We start from the raw sequence: 23,503 nt of genomic DNA on the forward strand, positions 1-23,503 counted from the left end.
CCTGACCGTACACAATCAAGAAACAAGCGCTAGGGGCGCGTCCAGTAGCGCCCTACGCTATGCACAAGCCTGTGAAGGCAAAGTAGAAGGTTGCCCAAAAAGTTGGTGTTAGTTGCTTGCGATGAACAAAGACTCCCATTTGGCAGTGCCAGATTGCCTGCGCGGCCTCGCAGCCATATCGGTCCTGCTCTTTCACCTCAATCACTGGCTTGGGATCCCTTGGCTGGCCCCAAACGCGGGCATTGCTGTCGACTTCTTCTTTGGCCTGTCGGGTTACGTCCTGTGTGTGGCGTACCACCGGCGCTTCGAAAGAGGAATGAGCGGTGCGCTTTTTGCGCGCATCAGACTCATACGGCTGATGCCGATGATCGTGATCGGAACCCTGTTGAGTGCATCGTATCTGGCAGCGAGAGTTGTTCTGCTTCACGATGCCGACATTTCTCCAGGCTGGCTCGCGGCCGCCACGCTCCTCGGTCTGTCGTGCATTCCGTCCTTCGGTGCTCCGCATGCCATTGGAGGGCCGCAGGTGTTTCCGCTCAATGGCCCCCAATACACGCTTTTCCTCGAGCTGGTCGTCAACCTGTTCTGGATGCTCACACGCCGGTTCGACGGCATGAAATTCGCACTCGTCGTGGCGATCGCGGGCTATGCGCTTACCGCGGTGTCCGGCATGGGAGGCGATACGCCGCAGACTTTCCTTTCCGGCTTTCCACGTGTATTTGGCGCCTACTATCTGGGCGTCCTGATTTATCACGCTCATGCGAAATTCGGACTGCTTTCGTTTGAGATCTGGAAATCGCTATTTCTTCCCGCGTGCGTGGCGACAATCGTCATTATGGGGTGGAATGGCCAGATCCCCTTCTTCGTACAGTGGCTGTGGGCTGCAGCCGTGATGCCGTTGCTGATCCTCGGCGGGTCTTCGATTGCGCTCACCGGGCATGTGCGGACGGTCGCGCTGGTTCTTGGCGAACTGTCGTATCCGGTGTACGCGTTGCATTACCCGACGTTTGTCTGGCTCAACGGCACCTATCAGGAGTTGATGCACAGAAAGGATCCGATTCTGGAGGCCGCCGTATTCCTGCCCGCGATCCTGTTGACCAGTTATCTCATCATGCGCTTCATCGATACGCCCATACGCGCCTGGCTCGTTTCCCGATTTGGCCGGTCGACGCCTAAAGCGGTGCTCGACTCCACGGCGGCCGATACCCCCGTTTGAGCCGGTGCGCAGCGATCGCCCGCTTGCACGCTGGATATGCACGCGTTTGCGTGCGGTATCCAGCAGTGTCGCGCCGGCTGTGTCGATAGCATACCCGTCGGAGAAAGCCGCATGGACCCGCGTCAGGACCGAAATCGCGTGGCGCCAATACTGTTCGGAAACTCTGGGGCTATCGTCGCGGCCATCTCAACGATTGCCGGGACATTGTGTGAAAAGAGATGACGCTTGAGCGTGGGGGTTGGCTATGAAAACGATCGCGTCGAAGACGATAGCTTTCAACGGCAAGTTCTTCGGAGCAGCGCCGACGGGCGTGCACAAGGTTGCCGAGCAACTCGTTGCCGCGACCGATGCGCTGATTGCCGGGCAAGCCGGCAACGGTGTCGATTGTGCACTCGTCGTCAGAGACCGCGTCGAGATTCCGCCCTACCGCAATATTGCGTGCGTTCGCGAGAGTCGCTGGGTTCGCAGGATTCACCGAATCGCGTGGGAGCAATGCTATCTTCCGCTGGCTCGCAGAAGGGATTTCATTCTTAATCTATGCAACCTCGGGCCACTGATGCATCGAGATTCGGCGACGATGATTCACGATGCACAGGTGTATTCCGCCCCTGATTCCTATTCGCTTCCTTTTCGGCTTTGGTACAAATCGCTCTACTTTTTCATCGGCAAACGGCACAAGATCATCTTTACCGTATCCGAGTTCTCTAAAGCCGAGCTTGTGCGCTACGGCATTGCCAATGCCGACAAGATTGTTGTTGTGCATAACGGCTGTGATCATGTTCTGCAGGTCCGGCCCGACGCGCGGCAGCTTGCCGCATTGAACCTGAAGCCGCGGCGCTACGTGCTGGCGCTCGCGAACACCCAGAAACACAAGAACATCGGCATCTTGCTCAAGGCCTTCGCCGGCGCACAGCTGAGCGACGTCGAACTCGTGCTCTTCGGTGGTGCGACGCAGGCCGACTTTGAAAGTCTCGGGCATGTCGTGCCTTCCAACGTGCGATTTACCGGCCGCATTAGCGACGCCGAACTCGTTGGGCTGATGACCCATGCCGGCGCGCTGGCCTTTCCCTCGCTTACGGAAGGGTTTGGTCTGCCGCCGCTGGAGGCGATGGCGCTCGGTTGCCCGGTCGTAGCTGCGCCGTTTGGCGCGCTTCCGGAAGTTTGCGGCAAAGCGGTGCTTTATGCCGATCCGTTCGACCCGGACGCGTGGCGGCTGAATATTCTGGCCATACTCAATGATGAATCGGTGCGGGAATCCCTGATATCCGCCGGACTCCGGCAGGCTGGCGGCTTCACCTGGAGACAGGCGGCGCGCAGCGTGTTCGATGCCGTGAAGGCCGTGAGCGGCTGAATTCCTTATAAAGCGATATTGGGGGCACGCAATGTCTATTGATGTCGACTTCTCATTGGCGCTCAATGATCGAACCGGCAAGCTCTTTTTGGGGAAGGACATCATTTCAACGCTCGGCCCCAGGGTGACGAGGGTCCACTACGGACGATTTCACGAATTTCCCCACAGTGATCTGATGCGCCGGATCGCGGGCCGCTTGACCCACAAGGAAACCATTGCGCGGGTACACCGCTCCCGGTTGGTTTCAATGTTGCCGGTGATCCGCGATCCGCGCCCTACGCTGCATCTCGACCCGCTCAGCGTTGTGCGTCATCGCCTGGAAGCACGGGACATTGTGCTCTGCCACGATGTGGGTCCGATCACCCATCCCCAATACTTCGCGCCGGGTGTGGAAGATCTGTATCTCCTGGCTTATGAGCAGATCAGGCGAATGAAGCCCCATATGGTTTTTGTCAGCAAGACTTCCCAGCGGGAATTTCACGGGCTCTACGGTAATGACTTTGCTTCGTCGAGCGTCATCTATATTCCAACCCGTTTGGGGGTAAAGGAAGGAGAGGGGCGTCCGGTGGAGGGCGTTTCGCGCCGTTTTCTGCTGACGGTGGGGAGTATCGGTAATCGCAAGAATCAGGCACGTTGTATCGAGGCGTTCTCGGCAAGCGGACTTGTGGAGAAAGGGTGGCAGTACGTCATTGTCGGCGGGCGCGAGTCTGGCGCCGACGTCGCTATTGAACTCGCGAAGCAATCTCCGGGTGTCGTGATGCCTGGATATACGAAAGATGACGAGCTTCGCTGGCTTTACCGCAACGCATCCGGTTTCGTGCTGATGAGTCTGCTGGAAGGATTCGGAATGCCGGTGATCGAGGCGATAGAGCACGATTTGCCTTGCCTCGTTTCCCGCGCGAGCATCCTGACGGAAGTTGGCGGTGACGCGATGCTGTGCGCCGATCCGCTTGCTCGCGAATCCATCGCGTATGGTATGCATTCGCTAGCCGAAATGCCGGACGAGGAGCGTGTCCGGCGGATTTCTCAGGCACGCGCGCATCTCGAGATTTTTGCGCGTGAACCTATACTCGCTAGCTGGAGAGAGCTGGTTGAGAAGGTCGGGTGATTCGGCGGATCGTGCTGTACGCGATTGCGAGGGACGCAGCGTCGGTGGCCGCGCATTGCTCGCATGGCACGCTCGATTGCTTATGCGTACAACAACAAGGCCCGCCACGGCGGGCCGGGCGGGCCAAGGCAATTCTGGAAACGCGGTCGTGCCAGTTCTTGCTTTTCGCCCTCGCAGGAACTCCGGGCGAAAACGCAAGACTAGTCGCCTCCTGGTAAGGCCGACTTCGCAACGCGTCGCGCGGCATTCACCGCCGAGAACGCCGCGGCCTTGGCCCGATCCAGCACCGCGCTTCGTCCAGGCGGAGTGGGGTTGATGCCAAGCTTTCGGAGGTAATAGTTTGTCCGATAGACATCCGCCCGCAGCGTGTTGAGAAACTGAAAATTTACGCTTAACGTCACCGAGATATTGTCGCCGTTCTTCAACCAATGGGGGCAGTTGACCGGAACGTGAACGCCGGTTCCGGGGGCCAGTCTGTACGTCTTTGCCCTGTCCTGCAACTCGGGTCTATAGTTTGGCGCGTTGTGGTCGATCGTCCAGAATCGCTCGAGTTCCACCTCCGGAAGCACCTGCCGGTCTTCCCGATCAAAGACGTACAAGTCCTTTCGCCCGTGGATTTGAAGAATGAAATTGCATTCACGGTCGATGTGATACGCCGTCACCCGCTTCGGTGACGTCACGAAAATAATGAGGTCCTCCCGCTTGATACTGGATTCGATGTCGCCGCCGACCATTCCCTTGATTTCCGCCATCGCATGCCTGTACAGCTCGGCGTAGGCCGGATCTTGTTGCGGACCTCTGAAAATGAACCAGGCGTTGGAGTCTTCCAACTGCTCTAATGCATTCAGCGGTGAGAACGCGCGATTCGTATCTTTCCATTTTTGACCCGGCGCGACGTCACCCATGTCGTAGTAGAGGTCAGCTGGACGCGTTTTCAGGGTGCGCTCCGCCAATTCCATCAATTGAGGAAGTTGAAGGAGCGGATGGGACGCCAGATGGTGAGAGACGTCGAAACTCTTGCGCTCGAAATTCTCCCGAAACACCGAAGCATCCGCGTCGATCCACTTGTCAGGCAATGCTGCTTCGAGAACCGGGGGAACGGTGGTGGTCTCCATATGATCGCTCCTTTTAGTCTGATGGGGGGATATGCAATACCCTTTGACACCTGGGCACCCAATTGCGTGGATCGCACGAAACACGTACAACTAATTAACTAAAGCAAGATGCGGCCTTGGCTCTATTTGCCCACATCGGCAAACTTGTAAAGCCACGCGGGCGTTCCCTTGAGGGCCACCCACCCAGGACCGGGCTCAATATTCGGCATCGCCAGCGAAACGACCGCTCGCGCTCCGCTTTGATGGAACGCTTGCATGACGTCTTCACGCTGTTGCGCCGTAAGCTGCGTCCAGAATGTCTCACTGAAATTCGGCCAGAGGACTTCGTCTTTGCGATCAAGGCGGTTACGGTCCTGGGGCTCGATACGATACGGGAGGCCGCCGAATTCGGCGACGATGCGCAAGCGTGACACATAGGCCCAGCTGACCCTGACAGTAGGATAGCTATCCCGGATCACGGCGACCGGGTCCCCCGGCTGCAACCCGGAGGCAGTAAGTGCATCAGCAATCCGCCATTTCGGGTCGTCGTGAAAGTCCGCCTGGCGAGCCGCAGCTACGAACGAAGGCCCATCGGTCATCACAAGTTCACCGAGCGCTCCTGCGCTATAGATGATGACGAGCGCTGTGGCGAGCAGGCGGCGCGATTGAAGCGTTACATCGAGCAACGGCGCCCATGTCAGAAGCGCAATGACCATCACGAACGCACTGAGATAGCGATCTTCAACGTGAACAATAAAATAGGTGGCAAAGGCTCCGACGGTCGGCAACAGCAATGGCCAGGTCCGGAGCATTGTCTTGACGAGCGACGTTCGCCATGGCCGTCTGGCAACGATAAACAGGAAAGCCGCGGCGACCGAAAGCACGGTTGGGTGTTGCTTGAGTATCTGCTGCAAGCTCCACAGCGACCGGCCCATTGCTATCAATTGCATTTTCAGACTGAAGAACGACTTAAAGCCCTTGTACCAATATGCGACGTCGTTATAGGGGGGGTAAGTCGTGTGGAAAGGCGATCCAAAGCCGAAAACCGGCAAGCCCGCTACAAGTTGACTGGTCGGATGGATTGGCTGGCCGAACTGCGCCGGACCGCCTTGCCAGTTGGTCAGGTGAGGCAATTCGTTCACGTGCCACGGAACATTCAAGGCACCGGAGGCGCCAAGCGTAAATTCCCCGTAAGACCAGGAAATCCCGGCGATGTAGACGGCAAAGAAAACACCGAAGGTTCCCACAACCGCACCGAATGATTTCCACAAACCGCCCTTCATGCAGCAATAGATGAAAAGCGTCAACATGAAGAGACAGGCAAATGGAGTGAATACGCCTTTTACCCAAACGCCGAGGCCAAGGACCAGACCCAGCAAAATCGCAGTGGGCAGGTCACGACGGCGGATCAGGGATAGAAGCAGGCCGGAAGCCAGGAGGAAGCCCGTGGTCACGAGCAAGTCCGGACACGCGGCCGAAACAGAGTCAAGCGCCAGACATCCGCCAAGAAAAACGCATACCCCGATCCAGATCGTAAATGGGTGCTTGCTCAGCGCAAGCGAACCGGGCCAATAAAGCGCGAGAGCGCTGCGGATCAGTCTGCGCCAGGCTGCATAAGCAACCAGATAGATGAGCCAGTTGATTGCCGTTATTGCATACCACTCACCGTCCGGGGTGGGGGCGGCCAGCGCCCGGGCACCGGCAACGAGTGCGGGATATCCTGGATTCCAGAAGGGGTTGAAAATTTCGCGCCAATCGAGATGCGTGACGGCCCAGCTGACATTGAGATACGAGATCCAGTCGCCATAGTATTGCGTCCGCCCGTAGAGTCCTTCGACGACACCGAGTACGCCGACGACGATCCAGGACAGGATCAGATGCACATTCCCCCGTGACCACTTTATTGTCATGTAGCACCTCCACGCTCGCAGCCAAAAGATCAATCGATAAGGGAGTTAATCGCCCAGTGGTCCAATCAGCAAAATGAGCTGCTAACGCCCAATATCAGTCGAAGTATGAGCACGGGCCGATGACTGCTTTGTCGGCCGCGAACGCCGTCAGGATCCGAAACCATGCCGCACAATGTGGCGAACTCGCGGAATCTGCAGCGTGTTTCTGCACGCCTCGTTCACCACTCGATGTCGTCCCGGCCGCCAGATGACGGCAGGGCGTCTCGCTTACATCCGTGCAGGCAAGTTACGCGACGAATGTAGCCGGTGAAGTCGAACCTCTCTGTGCGTTGGGCAACGCGCCTTTCGATCGAGCGAGGCAGGTTCATCAGCGTTCGCAGGCGCACAGACGTGCGCGGGCGAGATGAACTGGGAGTCAGACGGAGGCGAATGGTTTGCGTCGCTCGTCGCGCAGCATTCAGGATGACGATGCGTCGCCTGCCCTCGAGACCTTATTGGACGCATTGGAGGCCGCTTCGGTGAAGTGCCCCTTCTCATTGAACGTCCACGCCGAGTTCAGCAGATAGGTCAAGCCGAGCACGAGGGCTGTCGTAACGAGCTGCGCAATCAGATAGTTCAAGCCAAGACTTGTGACGAAGAACTTCATGCACAAGCCGTTCATGAGCACGCCAAGCAAGGCGATAATGGCAAACTTCGGTGCCGTCGACAGTGGATTGCTTTTGCTTCGGAACGTAATCTGGCGGTTGAGAGCGTAGTTGACGATTGCGCCGAAGCTCGCCCCGACCATCGAGCTGAGGGCCGGGGAGGCGTAACCGGAGTGAACCATCGCAATCAGAATCGCGTACTGCGTGACAGTGCCGATCGCACCGACGCCTGCATAGACCACAAACCTTCGTACCGCGCGCAGATCAGGCATCGTTGGGGCCTGCAGATTGATAGCGTCTGCGAATCAGGTAGACCGGCCGGTTCTTCGATTCGTAGTAGATGCGGCCGATGTATTCGCCGAGTACGCCGATACCGATCAATTGAACTCCACCGAGCAGAAGGACGGCGGAGATCAGCGACGCATAACCGGGCACGGCGACCCCTTGAATCAGGGTGCGCACAATGAGGAACGACGCATACAGGATTGCGCCAAGCGCCACGAAGCTGCCGACGTATGTCCATACGCGAAGCGGCAGCGTGCTGAAGCTCGTGAAGCCCTCCAGAGCGAAATTCCACAGCTTCCACCCGGAAAACTTCGACCTGCCGGCCAAGCGTGGTTCGCGCACATATTCGACGACGGCGGTCCGGTATCCGACCCAGGCGAACAGGCCTTTCATGAAGCGGCGTGTTTCAGGGAGCTGTTTGAGTGCGTCCACGACCTCACGTGTAATCAAGCGGAAATCACCCACGTTTTCCGGAATCTTCGTGTCGCACATCTTATTGTGTATGCGGTAGAAGATCGCCGCGGTCTGGCGCTTCAGAAAGGAGTCCGTGAGCCGGCTGACGCGTTTGGCGACGACGACGTCGTGGCCTTCCCGCCATTTCTCGACCAATAACGGAATGATTTTCGGCGGATCTTGCAAGTCGGCGTCGAAGGGGATCACGATCGTGCCGCGAGCTTCGTCGAGTCCCGCCGACAGTGCTGCTTCCTTGCCAAAATTGCGCGACAGATCGATTACGCGGATGCGGCTGTCTTCATTCGACATGCGTATGAGCATACGGAGCGTGTCATCGCGGCTGCCGTCGTTGATGCAGACGATTTCAAACTGTGTTCCGTCGATCGCTTCGAGTACGGGAATTACCGCGCTGAAAAAAGCCCCGATCATCTCCTCCTCGTTGTAGAACGGCACGACGAGCGACAGGAGGCAGGGTTCGCCGACCATGGGCGGCTCTGCGAGCGTCGGACTGGACTGGACAGTGGTATCGCGCGAAGCTGCCGGCGAGGTCAGCGCTTCCCTCAGAAGCGTTTCCGGAACCAGAAAGTGAGGTCGGCCGACATAGTCCATGGTTACCTCGCGGAGATGCCGCGTTTGCCCGGCTGGTGTAGCGATTTCATCGCAAGCGTTCTTCGCGGCTTGCGCCGGCGATCTGTCTGTTCAGGACTTGCTGCAAAGTCCGAAGAGCACTCACTCAAAGTCTAGAGCGATGCGCGGCCACCGTTCGTGCGCTCGGTCACACTGATCGCCGTCCCGGCATGGCACTCACGCCTGCCGGTCGGCACGCAACGACGCAGCGATTCAGCGTTTGACGAGGCGCAGAACCGCATCCAGCGGGGACTTCAATCGGGTCACCGGCCAGTGAACGACTTCCGCAAAGGTCTTGGGATCACGGTGTTCCAGCGTCGAGATGACCTTTCTTTTCAGGCTGTCGCGCAATGGCGAAACTCCGGGCGGCAGCGGCTTCAAGCCCATCTTGCGCAGAACGTAGTTGGCCTGATAGACCCTGGCGCGTTGCTCGAGAGACCTCATGCAGTAGTTGATGCTTATACTCACGGAAATATTGTTGTCGTTCTTGACCCAGTGGGGCGCCAATGACGGGTGATGCACCACTTCGCCCGGGTTGAGCCGGTAAATCGTTCCGCGATTCTGCAATTGACGGCGATAGCGCGCAGCCTCAAAGTTGCCGGCGTAGTACCGCTCCACCTCCTGGTCCGGCACCAGCTCGCGATCGGCTGGGGGGAAGAGACACACGTCCTTCGAGCCCTGCAACTGGAAGAGGAAGTTGGTTTCGTGATCGATATGGAAGGGCGTCGAGATGTTTGGCGAGGAGACTAACAGTGTCATCGTCACCAGCGTGATGTCGCTGCGCAGCGGGAACCCGGACAAATCCTCGAGCTCGGATGTGATCTTCTCCAGGACCTGAGCATAGTCGGCATCGAAAAGGTGCGCCTGAGTGAGCTTGATCCATGAGGCGTCTTCGTGAACGCGCGCAAACGCCTCGGCCAGCTGCTTGCTATGCGGCATGGCGCTGAACTTGGCATCCAGCGCGCTATTCCTGAAGTTGATCGCGCGAGCGTTTCCATTCTTTTCAACCATCCGCTGGGCGAGTTCGGCGATCCTCGGGATCTCGAACAATCCACTCTCATGCAATACATGATTGAACTTGAATGGATGAAGATTGAATTTGCTTTTGAATTCGGTGCTGGAAGCGTGCAGGATTTTGTCGTCTGGGGTCAGTTGGCGTGATGCATTGGCCAACACCGTACCATCGCTAATCACAGACATGGCACACCTTCGTAGGTAGGGGAACACTGCTTGCAGGCTACTATTGCGCCTGTGGGTCTGATGTGCGTTGACGAACATCCAAACCCGTTTTGGCGTTTACCCGGAATTGGCCGGTTTCCCTGGCGGGTTCATTGCGGGATACTGACGCTGTGTCGGCCGCTTTGAAGCTGGGTCGGAGAAATTCGACGACCTCGGCATCCGTGATCGGTTTGATATGCATTCCGAAGGCGCTGTTCAGCGAGGTGACGAGGTACTGTGTCCAAAGCGTATTCCAGGCTACGCCGGCATGGCTGTCTGCAAGGAAGACATTGTGCGGATCGTCGCCGGAGGTATTGGTGATGTCCCAGCCAGCCGACAGATGAACCGTCTTGTAATCTGGACGACCTTGAGCGTCACGCTGGCCCCACATGCTTCTGAACCACGCGTTATCTTCGAGAACGTAGACATGGCGATCTGCCGCGGCGAGCGCGCGCAAGCCGTTGTTGAAGCGATCAACGCCGGCATCGATATTGGCGATCTCTCTGGCGGATTGCCAGCTGTCGAACTCGCCCGGCCAATCCGCGGCGCTGGCGGCAGTTGAGAGTACGACATAGGTATCCGGGTGAGATTTGCGGATCAATGTGACGGCTTCGCCAATTGACTTGAGGCAGGCGTCGATCACCGCCGCGGGCCCCGGTGCAGCGGGATCGCGCGACAACTCGTCAAATAGCTCGTGGTGGCTGAGATCGTTGTCACCGATCCGGATGAACACGATGCCGCCTCGCCACGCTTGTGGTTCTGTGTCCATCAAATCGACGAGACGGATCGCCTGGCGCTGCGATTTTCCCATCAGTTGGTCGCAAGTCGCGCCGCTAATCGCGAAGTTATAGCGGTAGTCCGCCTTGGGGGGCGTGCGGGATAGGGAGCCGAGGGCTTCGTCGACAATGGCGCGGTACTTGCCCGTTCCCCAGGTCCCCCATTCGCCGAGGTCGATCTGCGCACCACGCAGTTGGTCCAGGACCTCGGTCCACTGCCAGGTGGTCGCGCTCCACTTGCCGCCTCGCGTGTCATGGTAGGACTCGCTATTGGAGTCTCCGAGCACGGCAAACCGTATCGTGCCCGATGGGACTTCCGCCGCGACAGCAACGGCGGTGGCGGGGCGACGAAACAGGCTGGGAACGGCCAGTTTGGCAAAAAGGCCGGCTACGGTCAGTGCGCCGAAACATGCGACCAGTAGTAACTTGCGCGAACGGGACATAGGCCACTTACCCTGGTGTGACGCATCGAGATCATGGCCCCTCAAGGGCGCTTTCTTGTTCGCCACGCACTGTCTCGGCGAAACGTTCAAGCAGTTGTTTGCCCATGACAGCAGCGCCGGCCGCGCGGAACATCTGGTTGTGCATGCCGGGAACCTCGGTGACGACGAGCTTGCCGGTGACCACCTCACCCCAGCCCATGTCGTGTGCGAACAGGCGGCCCTTGAGTACCTGACCGCTGCGGAAGATCTGGACATTGCCGTCATAGGGCTTCGGGCGATACCGCACCTGCTGTTCGCGCAGATAGCCAATATTGCGGCCGTACCAGAGGTTGTCGTCGATCATGTTGTTCGCGCTGTCGTTCTTCAGGAGGCCGAACTTCACCGCAAGCTGGGTGAGGCGAAGCAAGCGAACTGTCCGGAATTGCTGGAGGAACGCAATCATCGACATCTCGCCGCGTCTTGCGAGGCGGAAGTCGCGCGGGATGTCGTCCATGCGCACCTGGAACTTGCGCAACAGGCGATCGCGCCAGGACATCGTCTCCCGGTAACCCGGGCACCAGGAATCGGTGAGGACGACGAGTTCCACCGTTTCGCCCTCGCGTCGCAACTGGTGGGCCGCCTCCAGCGCCATCGCGCCCAGCACGCAGTAGCCCATGAGGATATACGGGCCTTTCGGCTGGATCAGTCTGATGAGTCGCACGGCGTCCGCGGCGATGTCCTCGAAAGCCCGCAACGGGAAGTTGGGCTGAGGCGTCTTCGGCACCATGGGAACATCGACGATGGGTCGTTCGTCGCCGACCTGTTTGGCCAGCTCATAGAGGACCGCGATGTTGTTGAGCACGATGACGGGCGTTTGCGTTCCATCCTCGTTGAATCGCACGATATTGTGCGCTTTGGTCTCCAGCTCGGCCCGGCTGAGGAACCCGCTGACGCCCACGCCGCCCGCGACTTGCGCCGTGTCGTTCCCGGCTGCGGGCGCGAGCGGCCGCTGCGGCGTGACTTCGGCGGTTTCCAGCACCTCGCGCCATTTGGCCAGATGCTGGTCGATCGTCTGGATGTCGTAGAGATCGGTGTCGCCCTCACAGGAGATGCGCCAGCCTTCCGGGCGTCGCACCATGAAGAAGTTGAGGTCGTAGAGCGCGCCCGCGTTGAAAGAGGGCGAAGTCGTCGCGGCGAAATCCTCGCGGCGAACTTCGTCGCCCATGCCGACGAAGCTTTGCTGCAGGGCGAAGTTGACCGAGCATAGCGGCGGCCGATTCATATCGGACACGTCGCCCGCCATTTCCATCATCTCTTCGAACGGCAGGTGAAGGTGCTCGATGGCGTCGCTGAGCTTGGCGCCGCACTGCGCTGTGATATCGGCAAGCGTGCTGCCTTGGGTCACGTCGAGACGCAGGATCACCGTGTTGATGAGCGGCCCGACTACGCCTTCGAGTTCCTGCTGATCGCGCACCGACATCTGCGTGCCCATCGCGACTTTGGCCTGGCCGGTTGCCTTTTGCAGCGACATTGCGAGACCCGCGGCGGCAACGCTGAAGAGTGTCACGCCTTGCGCCTTGGCGGCCGCGATCAGGCGTTCGCTCAGAGCGTCCGGCAACAGAATCGAGCGAATGACACCCTGGAAGCGCCGCTCCGGCGGCCGGGGGCGATCGCCCGCAACATCGAAACGGCTGAAGCCCTTAAGTTCCTGGCGCCAATGGACGCGAGCGCGATCGATCGCACCGCTGGCCAGGAACTCTCCCTTCCACAGCGCGTAGTCGCCGTGGTGAAGGTCGACGTCGGGGTAATCGGGATCATGGCCCGCGCCCAACGCCGAGAGTCCTTCCACGAGTTCGCGCACGAGGATCGCGAAGGACCAGCCGTCCATCACGAGCGAATGGAAGGTCAGCTGCAACTCGCCTTGCGTGCTCGACCTTGGCAACCACACGGCCCGGAAGAACGACGCGCACGACAACTCGAAAGGCGTGCGCGCCTGCTCCAGTCCCACCCGCTGGGCCGCTTCGAGAGCGGCCTTGTCGTCCAGGCCACTGAGATCCACCACCTCGAGCCGGAAGGGGGCGCGGCTCCAGACCTGCTGGCGCAGCCCCGCGCCCGTCATCAGGAAGCCGGTGCGCAATATCTCGTGCCGCGCGACCAGTTCGCCGAGCACCTGTTCGATGCTCGCGGCGGTGAGCGGCCCCGACAATTGCAGCCGGAAGGCGATGTTGAGCGCGGAGGCCTTCGGCGACGCCTTCTGCTCGTGCCAGTAGCGTACCTGGCAGGCGGTCGCCGGGAACAGGGCGTGGCCCGCCTCGACCTCCTGCACCGGTGCGATATTCAAGGCTATCCCGTTCATCGCTCAGGCTCCCTCTGCAATCCTGCGCTTGAAGTTGAGGATCGACGGCCTCGCCACGGCGGGGGCCTCGGCCGGCTCGTCCGTGTGTGTGCCGTCAAGACTCGCGGCCAACTGCTCGATCGTGACGTTCTTCATGAGTTGACGCGCATCCACACCCAGCCCGCGCTCGTTCATCCGCGCGACGATGCGGAACAGCTGGAGGCTGTCTGCGCCGAGGCTGAAGAACTTCTGGTCGATACCAACATGCTGGAGGCCGAGTACGTCGCCCCAGATCGCGGCGATGGTGGCCTGCGTCGGCGTCATGGCCACGGGTTCGGCCACGGCGGCGACGCTCTGCGCCGGTTCGCTCGCCTCGGGTTCGATGGCCGCCGGTTCGACGGGCATCGGCGCTTGCGGCACGACCTTGAGCGCGGCATGCGGCTGACGCACCGGTGCGGCCACCATATCGGCCGTCGGTACGGGCAGCGCCTTGCGGTCGAGCTTGCCGTTCGTGGTCTGAGGCAGGGCGTCGAGCGTCATCCACAGCGTCGGCACCATGTAGGTCGGCAGTTGACCGGCAACATGCGCCGCGACCGCGCTTTGGTCGGGCTTGTCAGCGCCAGCACCGACGAGGTAGCCCACGAGGCGCGGGCTGTCGCCCACGGTATGCAGGGCGACGGCGGCTGCGGCAACACCGGGCGCCTTGCGAAGAGTGGCCTCGATATCCTCGATCTCGATGCGGAAGCCGCGCAGCTTGATCTGCTGGTCGCGGCGGCCCAGGTGCTGCAGCGAGCCGTCGGCGAGCCGTTTCGCAAGATCGCCGGTACGGTAGAGACGGCGCGTCGCAGCGCCTTCGATGGCGACCGGCTTGAACGCGGCGTCAGTCAGGTCAGGGCGGTTGAAATAGCCCTTTGCGAGGCCTTCGCCGCCAATCCACAGTTCGCCGCTCACGCCTACCGGCGCCAGATGCAGGTCGTCGGTCAGCACGTGCAGGTCGGTATTGGCGAGCGGCGCGCCGATCACCACCGGTGCGTTTGCAACGACACGCGAGGCGGAAGACCAGATCGTCGTCTCGGTCGGGCCGTAGAGGTTCCACACTTCCGCGCCGGTCGCGAGCAACTCGTCGGCGAGGTCACGCGGCAGGGGCTCACCACCGCACAGGATCTTGAAGCCCTTCGGCGCCTTGAAGCCCGCCTCGAGCAGCATGCGCCATAGCGAAGGCGTCGCCTGGAGAACGGTGGCGGCTTCTTCCTTCAGGCGGGTCACCAGCTCGAAGCCAGTGCGCACTTCCGCGTGGCCCGCGATGAAGGTCCGTCCACCGGCGATGAGCGGCAGGAACAGTTCGAGACCCGAGATATCGAAGGAGAACGTCGTCACCGCGACGATGCTGTCCCTGACCGTAAAGCCCGGCGCGTGCGCCATCGACAGCAGGAAGTTGCTCAGCGCGCGATGGCCGATCTCCACGCCCTTGGGCTGACCCGTCGAGCCCGACGTGAAGATCACGTAGGCCGAATCCGCGTCCGTTACGATGGGCAGCGTCACGGTCTCGTCGTCGTCTTGCGCGAGGAGCGCCTCAACGTCCAGCACGCGATGCGCGCCCGGTTCCAGCAACGTGAGGCTTCCCTCATCGCTGAGCACGGCGGCGATGCCAGCGCCATCGAGAATCTGGCGCAGGCGCGCAGGCGGCATCGTCATGTCGAGCGGCACGTAGGCGCAGCCGGCACGCCATACGCCGATCATGGCGGCCACGGTCATCGCAGTGCGTTCCATCGCGATGGCGACGCGTTCGCCCGATGCGATCCCCGCTGCCATGAGCCGGCGGGCGATCTGGTTCGCGCGCGCATCGAGTTCGCCATAGGTCAGGCTCGTCGATTCGTCCGACACGGCCGTCGTATCCGGGGCCTGCCACGCTTGCGCGGCGATCAGCGCCGGCGTCGTCTGCGAAAGATCGTAGTCGCGCCGGGATGCGTTCAGCTCGTCGCGAAGATGATGGATTTCGGCTTCGTTGAGCAGCGGCAGTGCTGCGACCGGCGTTTCGGCATCGCGTGCGATCGCCGTCAGCAAGGTTTCGTAGTAGCCGAGCCAGCGCTGGATCGTCGTTTCGTCATAGACGTCGGTGTTGAAGTCGCAATCGAGACGCAGACCCTGCGCTGATTCGATCACGTTCAGGAACAGATCGAAGTTGCTGTAGGCCTTGGCATTCGGCGTGAAGTGCGTGGTCACGCCTGCCATGTCGAGTTCGCCGTCGACCTTTTCCAGGTTGAACTGCAGATCGGTCAGCGGCAGCCGATTGAGATCGCGCTTGATGCCGAGATCGCGCACGAGCGCACCGTAGGTGTAGTTCTGGCGGTCGCCTGCGTCGTACAGGTGATCGCGCACCGCCTTCATGTGGGTGGCGAAAGGCTTCTCGCGGTCGAACTTCACGCGCAACGGCAGGAAGTTGACGCAGTGGCCCACCAGCAGCGCTTCGCCAGCTTGAGACTGGCCAGCCATCGGCGCGGCGATCACAACGTCGTCGTTGCCGGACAGACGGCCGAACAGCACCTGGGCCGCGCCGAACAGCGAGGCGAACAGCGAGCAGCCCTGCTTCGAGGAAGCGGTCTTGACCTGCTTGAGAAGGTCGGCTCCCAGATGGCGGGTCGTCGAGGCGCCGTTGAAGCTCTTGCGCTCCGGGCGCGGGCGGTCGCCGGGCAAATCGGGTTGCGGCGCCGGGTCGCGATGGACGTTCATCCAGAATTCGCGCGTTTCCTTGTCCACACCGATCTCGTCCTGTGCCTTGGCGAAGGCGAGGAAGCTCTGCACTTCGTCGAGTTCCGGCTGCGTGCCCCAGACTTCCGCCGCGTAGAGGGCAGACAAATCGCGCAGGATGATGTTGATCGACCAACCGTCGCAGACGATGTGATGCGCCGTGAACACGAACGCCCACTTTTGCGCTTCGAGGCGCACCAGTGCGGCGCGCGCGAGCGGAGCGCGGGTCAGGTCGAACACCTCGCGGGCTTCCGCGTCGATGATGGCCTTGAGTTCGCCTGCCGGATCGGCGTGAGTCGAAAGGTCGATCGGGACCAGCGGAACCGTCGTCGCGGCATCCGCGAACATCGTGTCGCCGACGCGCGAGAAGTGAACGCGCAACGCATCGTGGCGGGCAACGGTCGCGGCGAAGGCGCGTTCGAACGCGGCCTCGTTCAGCTTGCCATTGAGTTCGAGCGTGAACGACTCATTGAACGCGAGCGAAGCTTCGTGGCCTTGCTGAGCCGACATCCAGATTTCCTTCTGGGGTTCGGTGAGCGCAGACTGCGTGAGCGGCGGTTCGGCCTGCGCACCCGAGGCGGCGACGTCCTGCGCGGCGCCGAGAATGCCCACGCGCTGGAGTGCGTCGATGCTCGCGATGAAGGCGTCGCCGATCTTGCGGATGTCCTCGTCCGAATGGCTCGTCGTCAGGAAGCAGGGGAAGCCTTCCATGATATGAACGCCGAGGTAGCGCATATACGGATAGAAGAGGCTGCCGAGGCGATCCTCACCCGCGAGATTCACATAGAACCAGCTCGAGAAGGATTCCGCGCGCGCGGCGATGCCGACCTTTTCCAGATGCGCGTTGACGCGCTGCACGAGCCCGTTCATGCGTGCGCCGAGCCCTTCCTGCAGCGCCGGGCCGGCTTCCTTGAGGTGCAGGAGGACGGCTTTCATTGCAGCCAGCACCACGGGGTGGCGCACGAACGTGCCCGCGAAGAACGTAGGCGGAACTTCGGGCACCGAAGCATCGCCGAATTGCCACTGACCGCCGTCGAGCGCATCCATGTACTGCGTGGTGCCCGCAAGCACGCCGATGGGCAGGCCGCCGCCGACCACCTTGCCGTACGTCGCCATATCGCCCTGGATGCCCCACAGGCCCTGCATGCCAGCCGGATGGACGCGAAAGCCCGTCACGACCTCGTCGAAGATCAAGGCCGACTCATTGGCCGCCGTGACGTCGCGCAACTGCTGCACGAACTCCTTCGGACGCAGATTGGGATGGCGCGACTGCACGGGCTCGATCAGCACCGCTGCGATGTCGTCGATGTTGGCCTTGATCCATTCGAGGCTCTCGGGGCGGGCGTACGGCAGCACGACCATGTTGCCCACGGAGGTCTGCGGGATTCCGGGGGCGAGCGGGAACGCACGCGGCACGCCCGCTTCACTGCCAGGCTTGACGAGCACTTCGTCGAACTGGCCGTGATAGTCACCGTCGAAGCAGACGACCTTGTCCTTGCCGGTCACCGTGCGCGCGAGACGCATTGCCGCCATCACGGCTTCCGAGCCGGTATTGCAGAACGTGACACGCTGATGGCCGGTCATCTCGGAGAACATCTGCGCGACTTCGCCAGCAAGCGGCGACTGCGGCCCGATAGCGAAGCCTTCGGCCAATTGCGCGTTGACCGCCTCGACCACGAAATCGGGCGTATGGCCGAACGCGGTCTGGCCGTAGCCGTTGACCACGTCGATATATTCATTGCCGTCCACGTCCCAGATCTTCGAGCCCTTCGAGCGCTGAGCGACGATCGGATAGACAAGCTCCTTCCATTCCTCGCGGAAGCCGCTGGCGGTGCGCGGATCGGCAAGCACCGCCCGGTAGGACTGCGTGCGAGCCTTGGAGGTGGCGGTTTTGGCCGAGTAGCGCGCCGCCAGATCGGTGATGAACGCCTTCTGGGCGTCGGTCATCTGCGCCGAATGCGTGGCGCCCGGCTTGTACGCGGTGAAGCGCGATGGGCGATTCTCCTCGAACTTGATCTCCGGGCCGGCGGCGTGCGCGGGCGCGGCGACAGGTGCGGGCGCCGCGGCTGCAACGATCGGGGCGGCTGCGACGGCCGGCGCGGGAATCTGGATCGCTGCGGGCTGCTGGACGGCCAGCGGCGCACCTTGCAGCACCTCGAGCTGACGCGCCATCACCGACTGCATCGCGGCGAGTTGGTCGCGGATCACCGACTGGAGGTCGCCCGTGGCCGGCGCAATGGCCGCCTGCACTGCCACCGGCGTGCCCACCGGCACTGCCGCAACGCCGACCGGCGCGGCGGCTGCTTGAGCGGCGACCGGCGCAGCGACCGGCGCAGCAACAGGCGCGGGCTCAGCAGGCACTTCCGGGTCAGGCGGCATTGCGCCATCGAGGAACTGCGCGAGGGCGGGCAGCGTCGGATAGTCGCTCATGATCTGCCGGAAGCTGATCGTGACGTTGTAGCGGCGGCGCAGCTGCCGGGACACTTGCCCCATGAACAGCGAGTCGTAACCGAGATCCCAGAAGGTCACGTCCGGATTGGACGTATCCGGAGCCTCGCCGGACATCTCGGCAAGCAGTGACGCGAGTTCGGCAATGAGACGCGGTTTGCGGTCGATTTGGACGGTTTGGGCCATGGCGGTCTGAGGAATATCGGTTAGGGCTTCGGACGAGGCTTGTGCGGCAATCGCTGGGGCAACGGTCGTCGGCTGGCGTGAAGAGGCGGTTGCCGGGGCGTCAATCCAGTGCCGTTCCGGCTCGAAGGGATAGGTGGGTAGCGAAACGCGTCGGCCGGTTTCGGCCCGCAGCGTTTTCCAGTCCGGCTTGACGCCGTTTAGCCACAGGCGCCCGGTCGCCTCGGCGAGGACGGCAAGCTCGCGCTCGCGCGTCGCGAAATCGGGCAACGAGGCAATCGCGCCCTGATGCCGGTCCTTGGGCAAGCCCTGCAGGACAAAGGTCGAGAGCGTGCGGCCGGGGCCGATTTCGAGCAGGAGCGGCTTGCCCTCTGCCGTGACCGTGGCCAGCGCGTCGCTAAAGCGCACGACGTTGCGGCAATGGCTGGCCCAGTACTGTCCCGACACCGGCTGGTCCATCGCCGCCCACTGCCCAGTCACGGAGGACACGTACGGAATCTTCGGCCTCGCGAAAGAAAGGCCGTCCGCGACCTTGGCAAGATCGTCGACAACGCCGGACATCATGCGCGAGTGGAACGCATGCGACGTGTGCAGACGTCGATGCTCGATATCGCGCGCCTTGAGCGTGGCCTCGAATGCCTCGATGGCTGCGAAGGGGCCTGCCACGACGCTGAGCGTCGGCGCATTGATCGCGGCGAGATCGACGTCGCCAGGCAGCATGGGGTTGAGTTCGGCCTCCGACAGGCGCACGACCAGCATCGCGCCAGGTTCGGCCGACTGCATGAGCGCGCCGCGTTGTGCGATGAGGCACAGCGCATCCTCGAAGGCGATCGCCTCCGCCACGCAAGCGGCGACCAGTTCGCCGACGCTATGGCCGATCATCGCCGCCGGCTTGATGCCACGCGAGATCCACAACTGCGCCAGCGCATATTCGACGAGGAAAAGCGCCGGCTGCGCGTAGATCGTCGAGCGGATGGGATGCGGAGTATCGTCGCCCTCCGGCGCCTCGCTCAACAGCAGCGTGCGGATGTCCAGGCCGAGATGCGGAGCCAGCGCCTCTGCGCCCTTGTCGATCCACTGACGATAGACCGGCTCGCTGCGATAGAGCGCGGCTCCCATGCCCGGATACTGGGCACCCTGGCCCGGAAACATGAAAACGACGGCAGGCGCGGCCTGCGGGGCCTGTGCTTCGATCGCGCCTTTCTGGAGCTTGGCCTGGGCCTGCTCCACGTTCTCGGCGACCACGACGGCGCGGTGCGCGAAATCGCGGCGGCCCGTTTGCAGCGTCGCGGCTACGTCTGCCAGCGTGATCTCCGGATGGGCTGCGAGATGCGTGGCGAGATTTGCCTTCGCGCGTTCGAGCGCTGCCGTGCTCCGGGCCGATAGCGGCAGGATCTGGAGTCCTTCGTTTTGCTCGGCCGGGACGTTACGGCAAGGCGCCTCCTCCAGCACCACATGCACGTTCGTCCCGCCGACGCCGAGCGAACTCACACCAGCGCGGCGCGGCGCGGCGCCGTCAGCCCAGGGACGCGCGGCCACGTTGAAGAAGAACGGGCTGTTGGCGAGCTCGATGCCGGGGTTGGGCGAGCGGAAATGCGTGAGCGGCGGCAACGTGCGGTTGCGCAGGGCGAGCGACGCGGCGATGAAACCCGTCACACCCGCGGCAGCGTCGAGGTGCCCGACATTCGCCTTCGCCGAACCGAGCGCGCAGAACTGGCCGCCTTCCGCGCCGCCGAGCCGAAAAGCCTGCACAAGGCCTGCGAATTCAATCGGATCGCCGAGCGGCGTCGCCGTGCCATGGGCCTCGATATAGCCAATCGAGGAAGGATCGATGCCGGCCTCGGCGTGCGCGATGGCAATGGCGCGGGCCTGGGCGTCGACGCTCGGCGCGGTGAAACCAACCTTGTCGGAGCCGTCGTTGTTGATGCCCACACCGCGGATCACGGCGTAGATCGGATCTTCGTCGGCGATGGCGTCCTCGAGACGTTTGAGCAGGACGACGCCCGCACCGCTGCCGAACACCGTGCCCTTTGCATCTGCATCGAACGGACGGCATACGCCGTCGGGCGCGCCCATGCCGCCTTCTTCGTAGAAGTAGCCGCGCTTTTGCGGGAAGGTGATCGAGACGCCGCCGGCCAGCGCCATGTCGCAGCGTCCCGCCCGAAGGTTTTCGACAGCGAGGCTGATCGCGGTGAGCGACGTGGAGCATGCCGTCTGTACGGAAATGGCCGGCCCTGTGAGCCCGAGCTTGTACGCGGTGCGGGTGGCGACGAAATCACCAGCCCCGACGAGCTTTTGATACTCGCCGATCTGGAACTGGCTCGTGAACTCGTCGATGACCGCGCGATCGGTCAGGATGTGCTTGAGGAAGTACGTGTTCATCGACGTGCCGGCGAACACTCCGACAGCGCCGGTGATCGTCGCCGGGTCGTATCCGGCGTCTTCGAACGCTTCCCACGCGATTTGGAGGAAGAGGCGCTGTTGCGGGTCGGTCAACGCCGACTCGCGCGCCAGCATGCCAAAGAAACCCGCATCGAAGTGGTCGACGTCCGCGAGTATCGGCCGTGCCTTCACGTAGCTTGTATCGCGGCGCAAGCCGTCGTCGAAGCTGTCTTCGAGTTCCGTCACGTCGAAATGCGTGATGCAGTCGCGGCCCGCGAGGATGTTGGCCCAGAGTTCGGAAACGTTGCGGGCGCCCGGAAACCGTCCGGACATGCCGACGACTGCAATGGCTCCGCTTTGCACGTCCCGGCGTTGACGGATTGCCGCTTTGTTCACTAGCGGGAGCGTCGTGCGCAGATGCGAAGCCAGCGCCTCGACATTGGGATGGCGGAACAGATCCACCAGTGCGACCTTGGCCGCGACGTCGCGCGCGATGATCGCGTGCGCGCGCATCAGATCGAGCGAGCGCAAGCCGAGGTCAAAGAAGTTCGAGCGGCGATCGATGGGTTTGCCGAGCAGCCCTTCGAATACGGACGCGAGCTTGTCGGCAATGTCGTCGTCCACGGGGGAGGGCGCTGCAGATGCTTCGGATTGCGTATCGATTGTCGCAAGCAGCGCTTTGCGGTTGATCTTGCCATTGGGCGTCAGCGGAAAATCCGGCAGGACACGCAGTTCCGTCGGCATCATGTAATCGGGCAAAGCGGACTTGAGGTAAGCGCGGATTGCGTTCAGGAGGACCGCGGCGTCCGCTGCATCGGCCTTCACGAAGCCCGCGATTGCCTTGCCGTTGCGGCCCTCGAATGCCGCCACGGCTGCGTCTGCCACGCCGGGCGCCACGCGCAACGCATGTTCGATTTCGTCGAGTTCGATGCGTTTGCCTGCAATCTTGATCTGCCGGTCGTTGCGGCCGAGAAATTCGATTGCCCCGTCCGGGCGGCGGCGCACGAGGTCGCCGGTGCGGTAGAGCTTGGCGCCGGGCGCGAAAACATCGTCGACGAACTTCTCGGCCGTCAGGTCGGGTCGGTTGAGATAGCCGAGCGCGACACCGTCACCGCCCGCGACCAGTTCGCCGACTTCTCCATCGGCAACGGGCGCGAGCTTGTCGTCCACGATGTAGGCGCTCGTACCCGCGATGGCGTAGCCGATAGGAATGGCTTCGCCATGCGCGAGCGACTCGCCGTCGCGCGGAATGCGGTAGCAGCAGGTAAAGGTCGTGTTCTCGGTCGGCCCGTAGCCATTGATGATCTGCAGACCCGGATGGGCCTCCATGACCTTGCGGACATGGACGGGGGACAGCACGTCCCCGCCCGTCAGCGCCTCCTTGAGCGGAAGAAAGGCTTCCAGCCGATAGTCGGCGAGCGCATTGAAGAGGCCAGCCGTGAACCAGGCGCTGGTAGCGCCGAGTCGCGCTATCTCGGACGCGATCGTGTCGAGAGAGGGCTGGACCTCGTTGATGATGGCGGCGCAGCCGCCGTTCAGGAGCGGTCCCCAGATCTCCAGCGTGCTCGCATCGAAAGCGAGCGGCGCGAGGTTGAGGAAGCGCGTGTGGGGCGAAAGCCCGGTGAAGGTCTGGCCCTGCACGAGGCGCAGAATCGCGCGCTGCGGCACGATCACGCCCTTGGGCTTGCCGGTCGAACCGGAGGTGTACATCACGTAGGCAGCGTCGTCACGACTGCAGGCATGGAGCGGCGCGGGCTCTGCAGCCTCAGCAGCCGCCACGACATGCTCGAGATCGACCGAAACGCCGTTCAGCTCGCCAACGCTGGCGAGCGCCGCCGCTTCAGCGACGATGAGCTTCGGTGAGCAATCGGAAACGATGAAATCGAGCTGCGCCTTGGGATAGGCGCGGTCCAGCGGCACGTAGACGGCGCCCAGGCGCAGGATCGCCAGCATCAAAGCCAGCGTGTCGCGACTGCGCGAGACCATGATCGCGCAGCGCTCGCCCGGCTCCAGTCCCATTTCGTGCAGGACGGTCGCGAGCCGTGCCGAACGTTCGCCGAGGGCGGCGTAATGTTCCTCGCCCGTGGCGTCAATCACAGCAAGATGATTGCCGAACTCGGCGCATATGGCATCGAAGCGCGCTGCCACGCCAGGCACATGATCGGTCCCGCCCGGCAAAACGCCTGAAAGTCCATCTCTGTGTGACATTTGCTACTCCCCCACAATTTTGACGAAGGTCCGGTGCTGAGCAAGGCTTGGCGAGAGACTCGCGGCGCTGGCGCAGACCTGCATCCGGTCATGGG

The 23,503-nt window shown here is 62.1% G+C and carries 11 protein-coding genes; 3 read left to right on the top strand and 8 right to left on the bottom strand.

What is annotated here, in order from left to right; genetic code table 11:
• The first annotated feature begins 121 nt into the window (after positions 1 to 121).
• The 3 genes from L0U83_RS02805 (at position 122) to L0U83_RS02815 (ending at position 3,675) form a co-directional block, all read left to right on the top strand.
• On the top strand, positions 122 to 1,216 hold the full coding sequence (locus L0U83_RS02805) for an acyltransferase family protein (RefSeq protein WP_233880302.1): 1,095 nt from the start codon (positions 122 to 124) through the stop codon (positions 1,214 to 1,216).
• Between the two features lie 244 nt (positions 1,217 to 1,460).
• The gene (locus L0U83_RS02810; protein ID WP_233880304.1) at positions 1,461 to 2,567 is read left to right on the top strand and encodes a glycosyltransferase family 4 protein; all 1,107 of its coding nucleotides are present in this window, start codon (positions 1,461 to 1,463) and stop codon (positions 2,565 to 2,567) included.
• 31 nt (positions 2,568 to 2,598) lie between these two features.
• Positions 2,599 to 3,675, top strand: coding sequence for a glycosyltransferase (locus L0U83_RS02815; protein ID WP_233880305.1), 1,077 nt, complete (start codon positions 2,599 to 2,601; stop codon positions 3,673 to 3,675).
• 200 nt (positions 3,676 to 3,875) lie between these two features.
• On the opposite strand, the gene L0U83_RS02820 is transcribed toward L0U83_RS02815, so the two are convergent.
• The 8 genes from L0U83_RS02820 to L0U83_RS02855 all read right to left on the bottom strand — a co-directional run bounded on the left by L0U83_RS02820 (position 3,876) and on the right by L0U83_RS02855 (position 23,408).
• Entirely contained in the window at positions 3,876 to 4,790 is a 915-nt protein-coding gene (locus L0U83_RS02820; RefSeq protein ID WP_233880307.1) for a transcriptional regulator, read from the bottom strand.
• A gap of 122 nt (positions 4,791 to 4,912) precedes the next feature.
• Positions 4,913 to 6,679 carry a hypothetical protein gene (locus L0U83_RS02825; protein ID WP_233880308.1) on the bottom strand — a complete coding sequence of 589 codons (1,767 nt, stop codon included), beginning with the start codon at positions 6,677 to 6,679 and terminating at the stop codon, positions 4,913 to 4,915.
• 457 nt (positions 6,680 to 7,136) lie between these two features.
• Positions 7,137 to 7,595 carry a GtrA family protein gene (locus tag L0U83_RS02830; RefSeq protein WP_233880310.1) on the bottom strand — a complete coding sequence of 153 codons (459 nt, stop codon included), beginning with the start codon at positions 7,593 to 7,595 and terminating at the stop codon, positions 7,137 to 7,139.
• Complete coding sequence (locus tag L0U83_RS02835) at positions 7,588 to 8,547, bottom strand: glycosyltransferase family 2 protein (protein ID WP_233883648.1); 960 nt, start codon at positions 8,545 to 8,547, stop codon at positions 7,588 to 7,590. The genes L0U83_RS02830 and L0U83_RS02835 overlap by 8 nt, the downstream gene beginning before the upstream one ends.
• 354 nt (positions 8,548 to 8,901) lie before the next feature.
• Positions 8,902 to 9,888, bottom strand: a complete 987-nt coding sequence (locus L0U83_RS02840) for a cupin-like domain-containing protein (protein ID WP_233880312.1) — start codon at positions 9,886 to 9,888, stop codon at positions 8,902 to 8,904.
• A 40-nt stretch (positions 9,889 to 9,928) separates the two neighbouring features.
• Positions 9,929 to 11,125, bottom strand: a complete 1,197-nt coding sequence (locus L0U83_RS02845) for an SGNH/GDSL hydrolase family protein (protein ID WP_233880314.1) — start codon at positions 11,123 to 11,125, stop codon at positions 9,929 to 9,931.
• A gap of 31 nt (positions 11,126 to 11,156) precedes the next feature.
• Entirely contained in the window at positions 11,157 to 13,460 is a 2,304-nt protein-coding gene (locus tag L0U83_RS02850; protein WP_233880316.1) for a condensation domain-containing protein, read from the bottom strand.
• A gap of 3 nt (positions 13,461 to 13,463) precedes the next feature.
• Positions 13,464 to 23,408: a non-ribosomal peptide synthetase/type I polyketide synthase gene (locus L0U83_RS02855; RefSeq protein WP_233880318.1), complete on the bottom strand. Its 9,945-nt coding sequence runs from the start codon at positions 23,406 to 23,408 to the stop codon at positions 13,464 to 13,466.
• Positions 23,409 to 23,503: the final 95 nt, after the last annotated feature.

The sequence above is a fragment of the Paraburkholderia flagellata genome (genome assembly GCF_021390645.1).
Classification (GTDB): domain Bacteria; phylum Pseudomonadota; class Gammaproteobacteria; order Burkholderiales; family Burkholderiaceae; genus Paraburkholderia; species Paraburkholderia flagellata.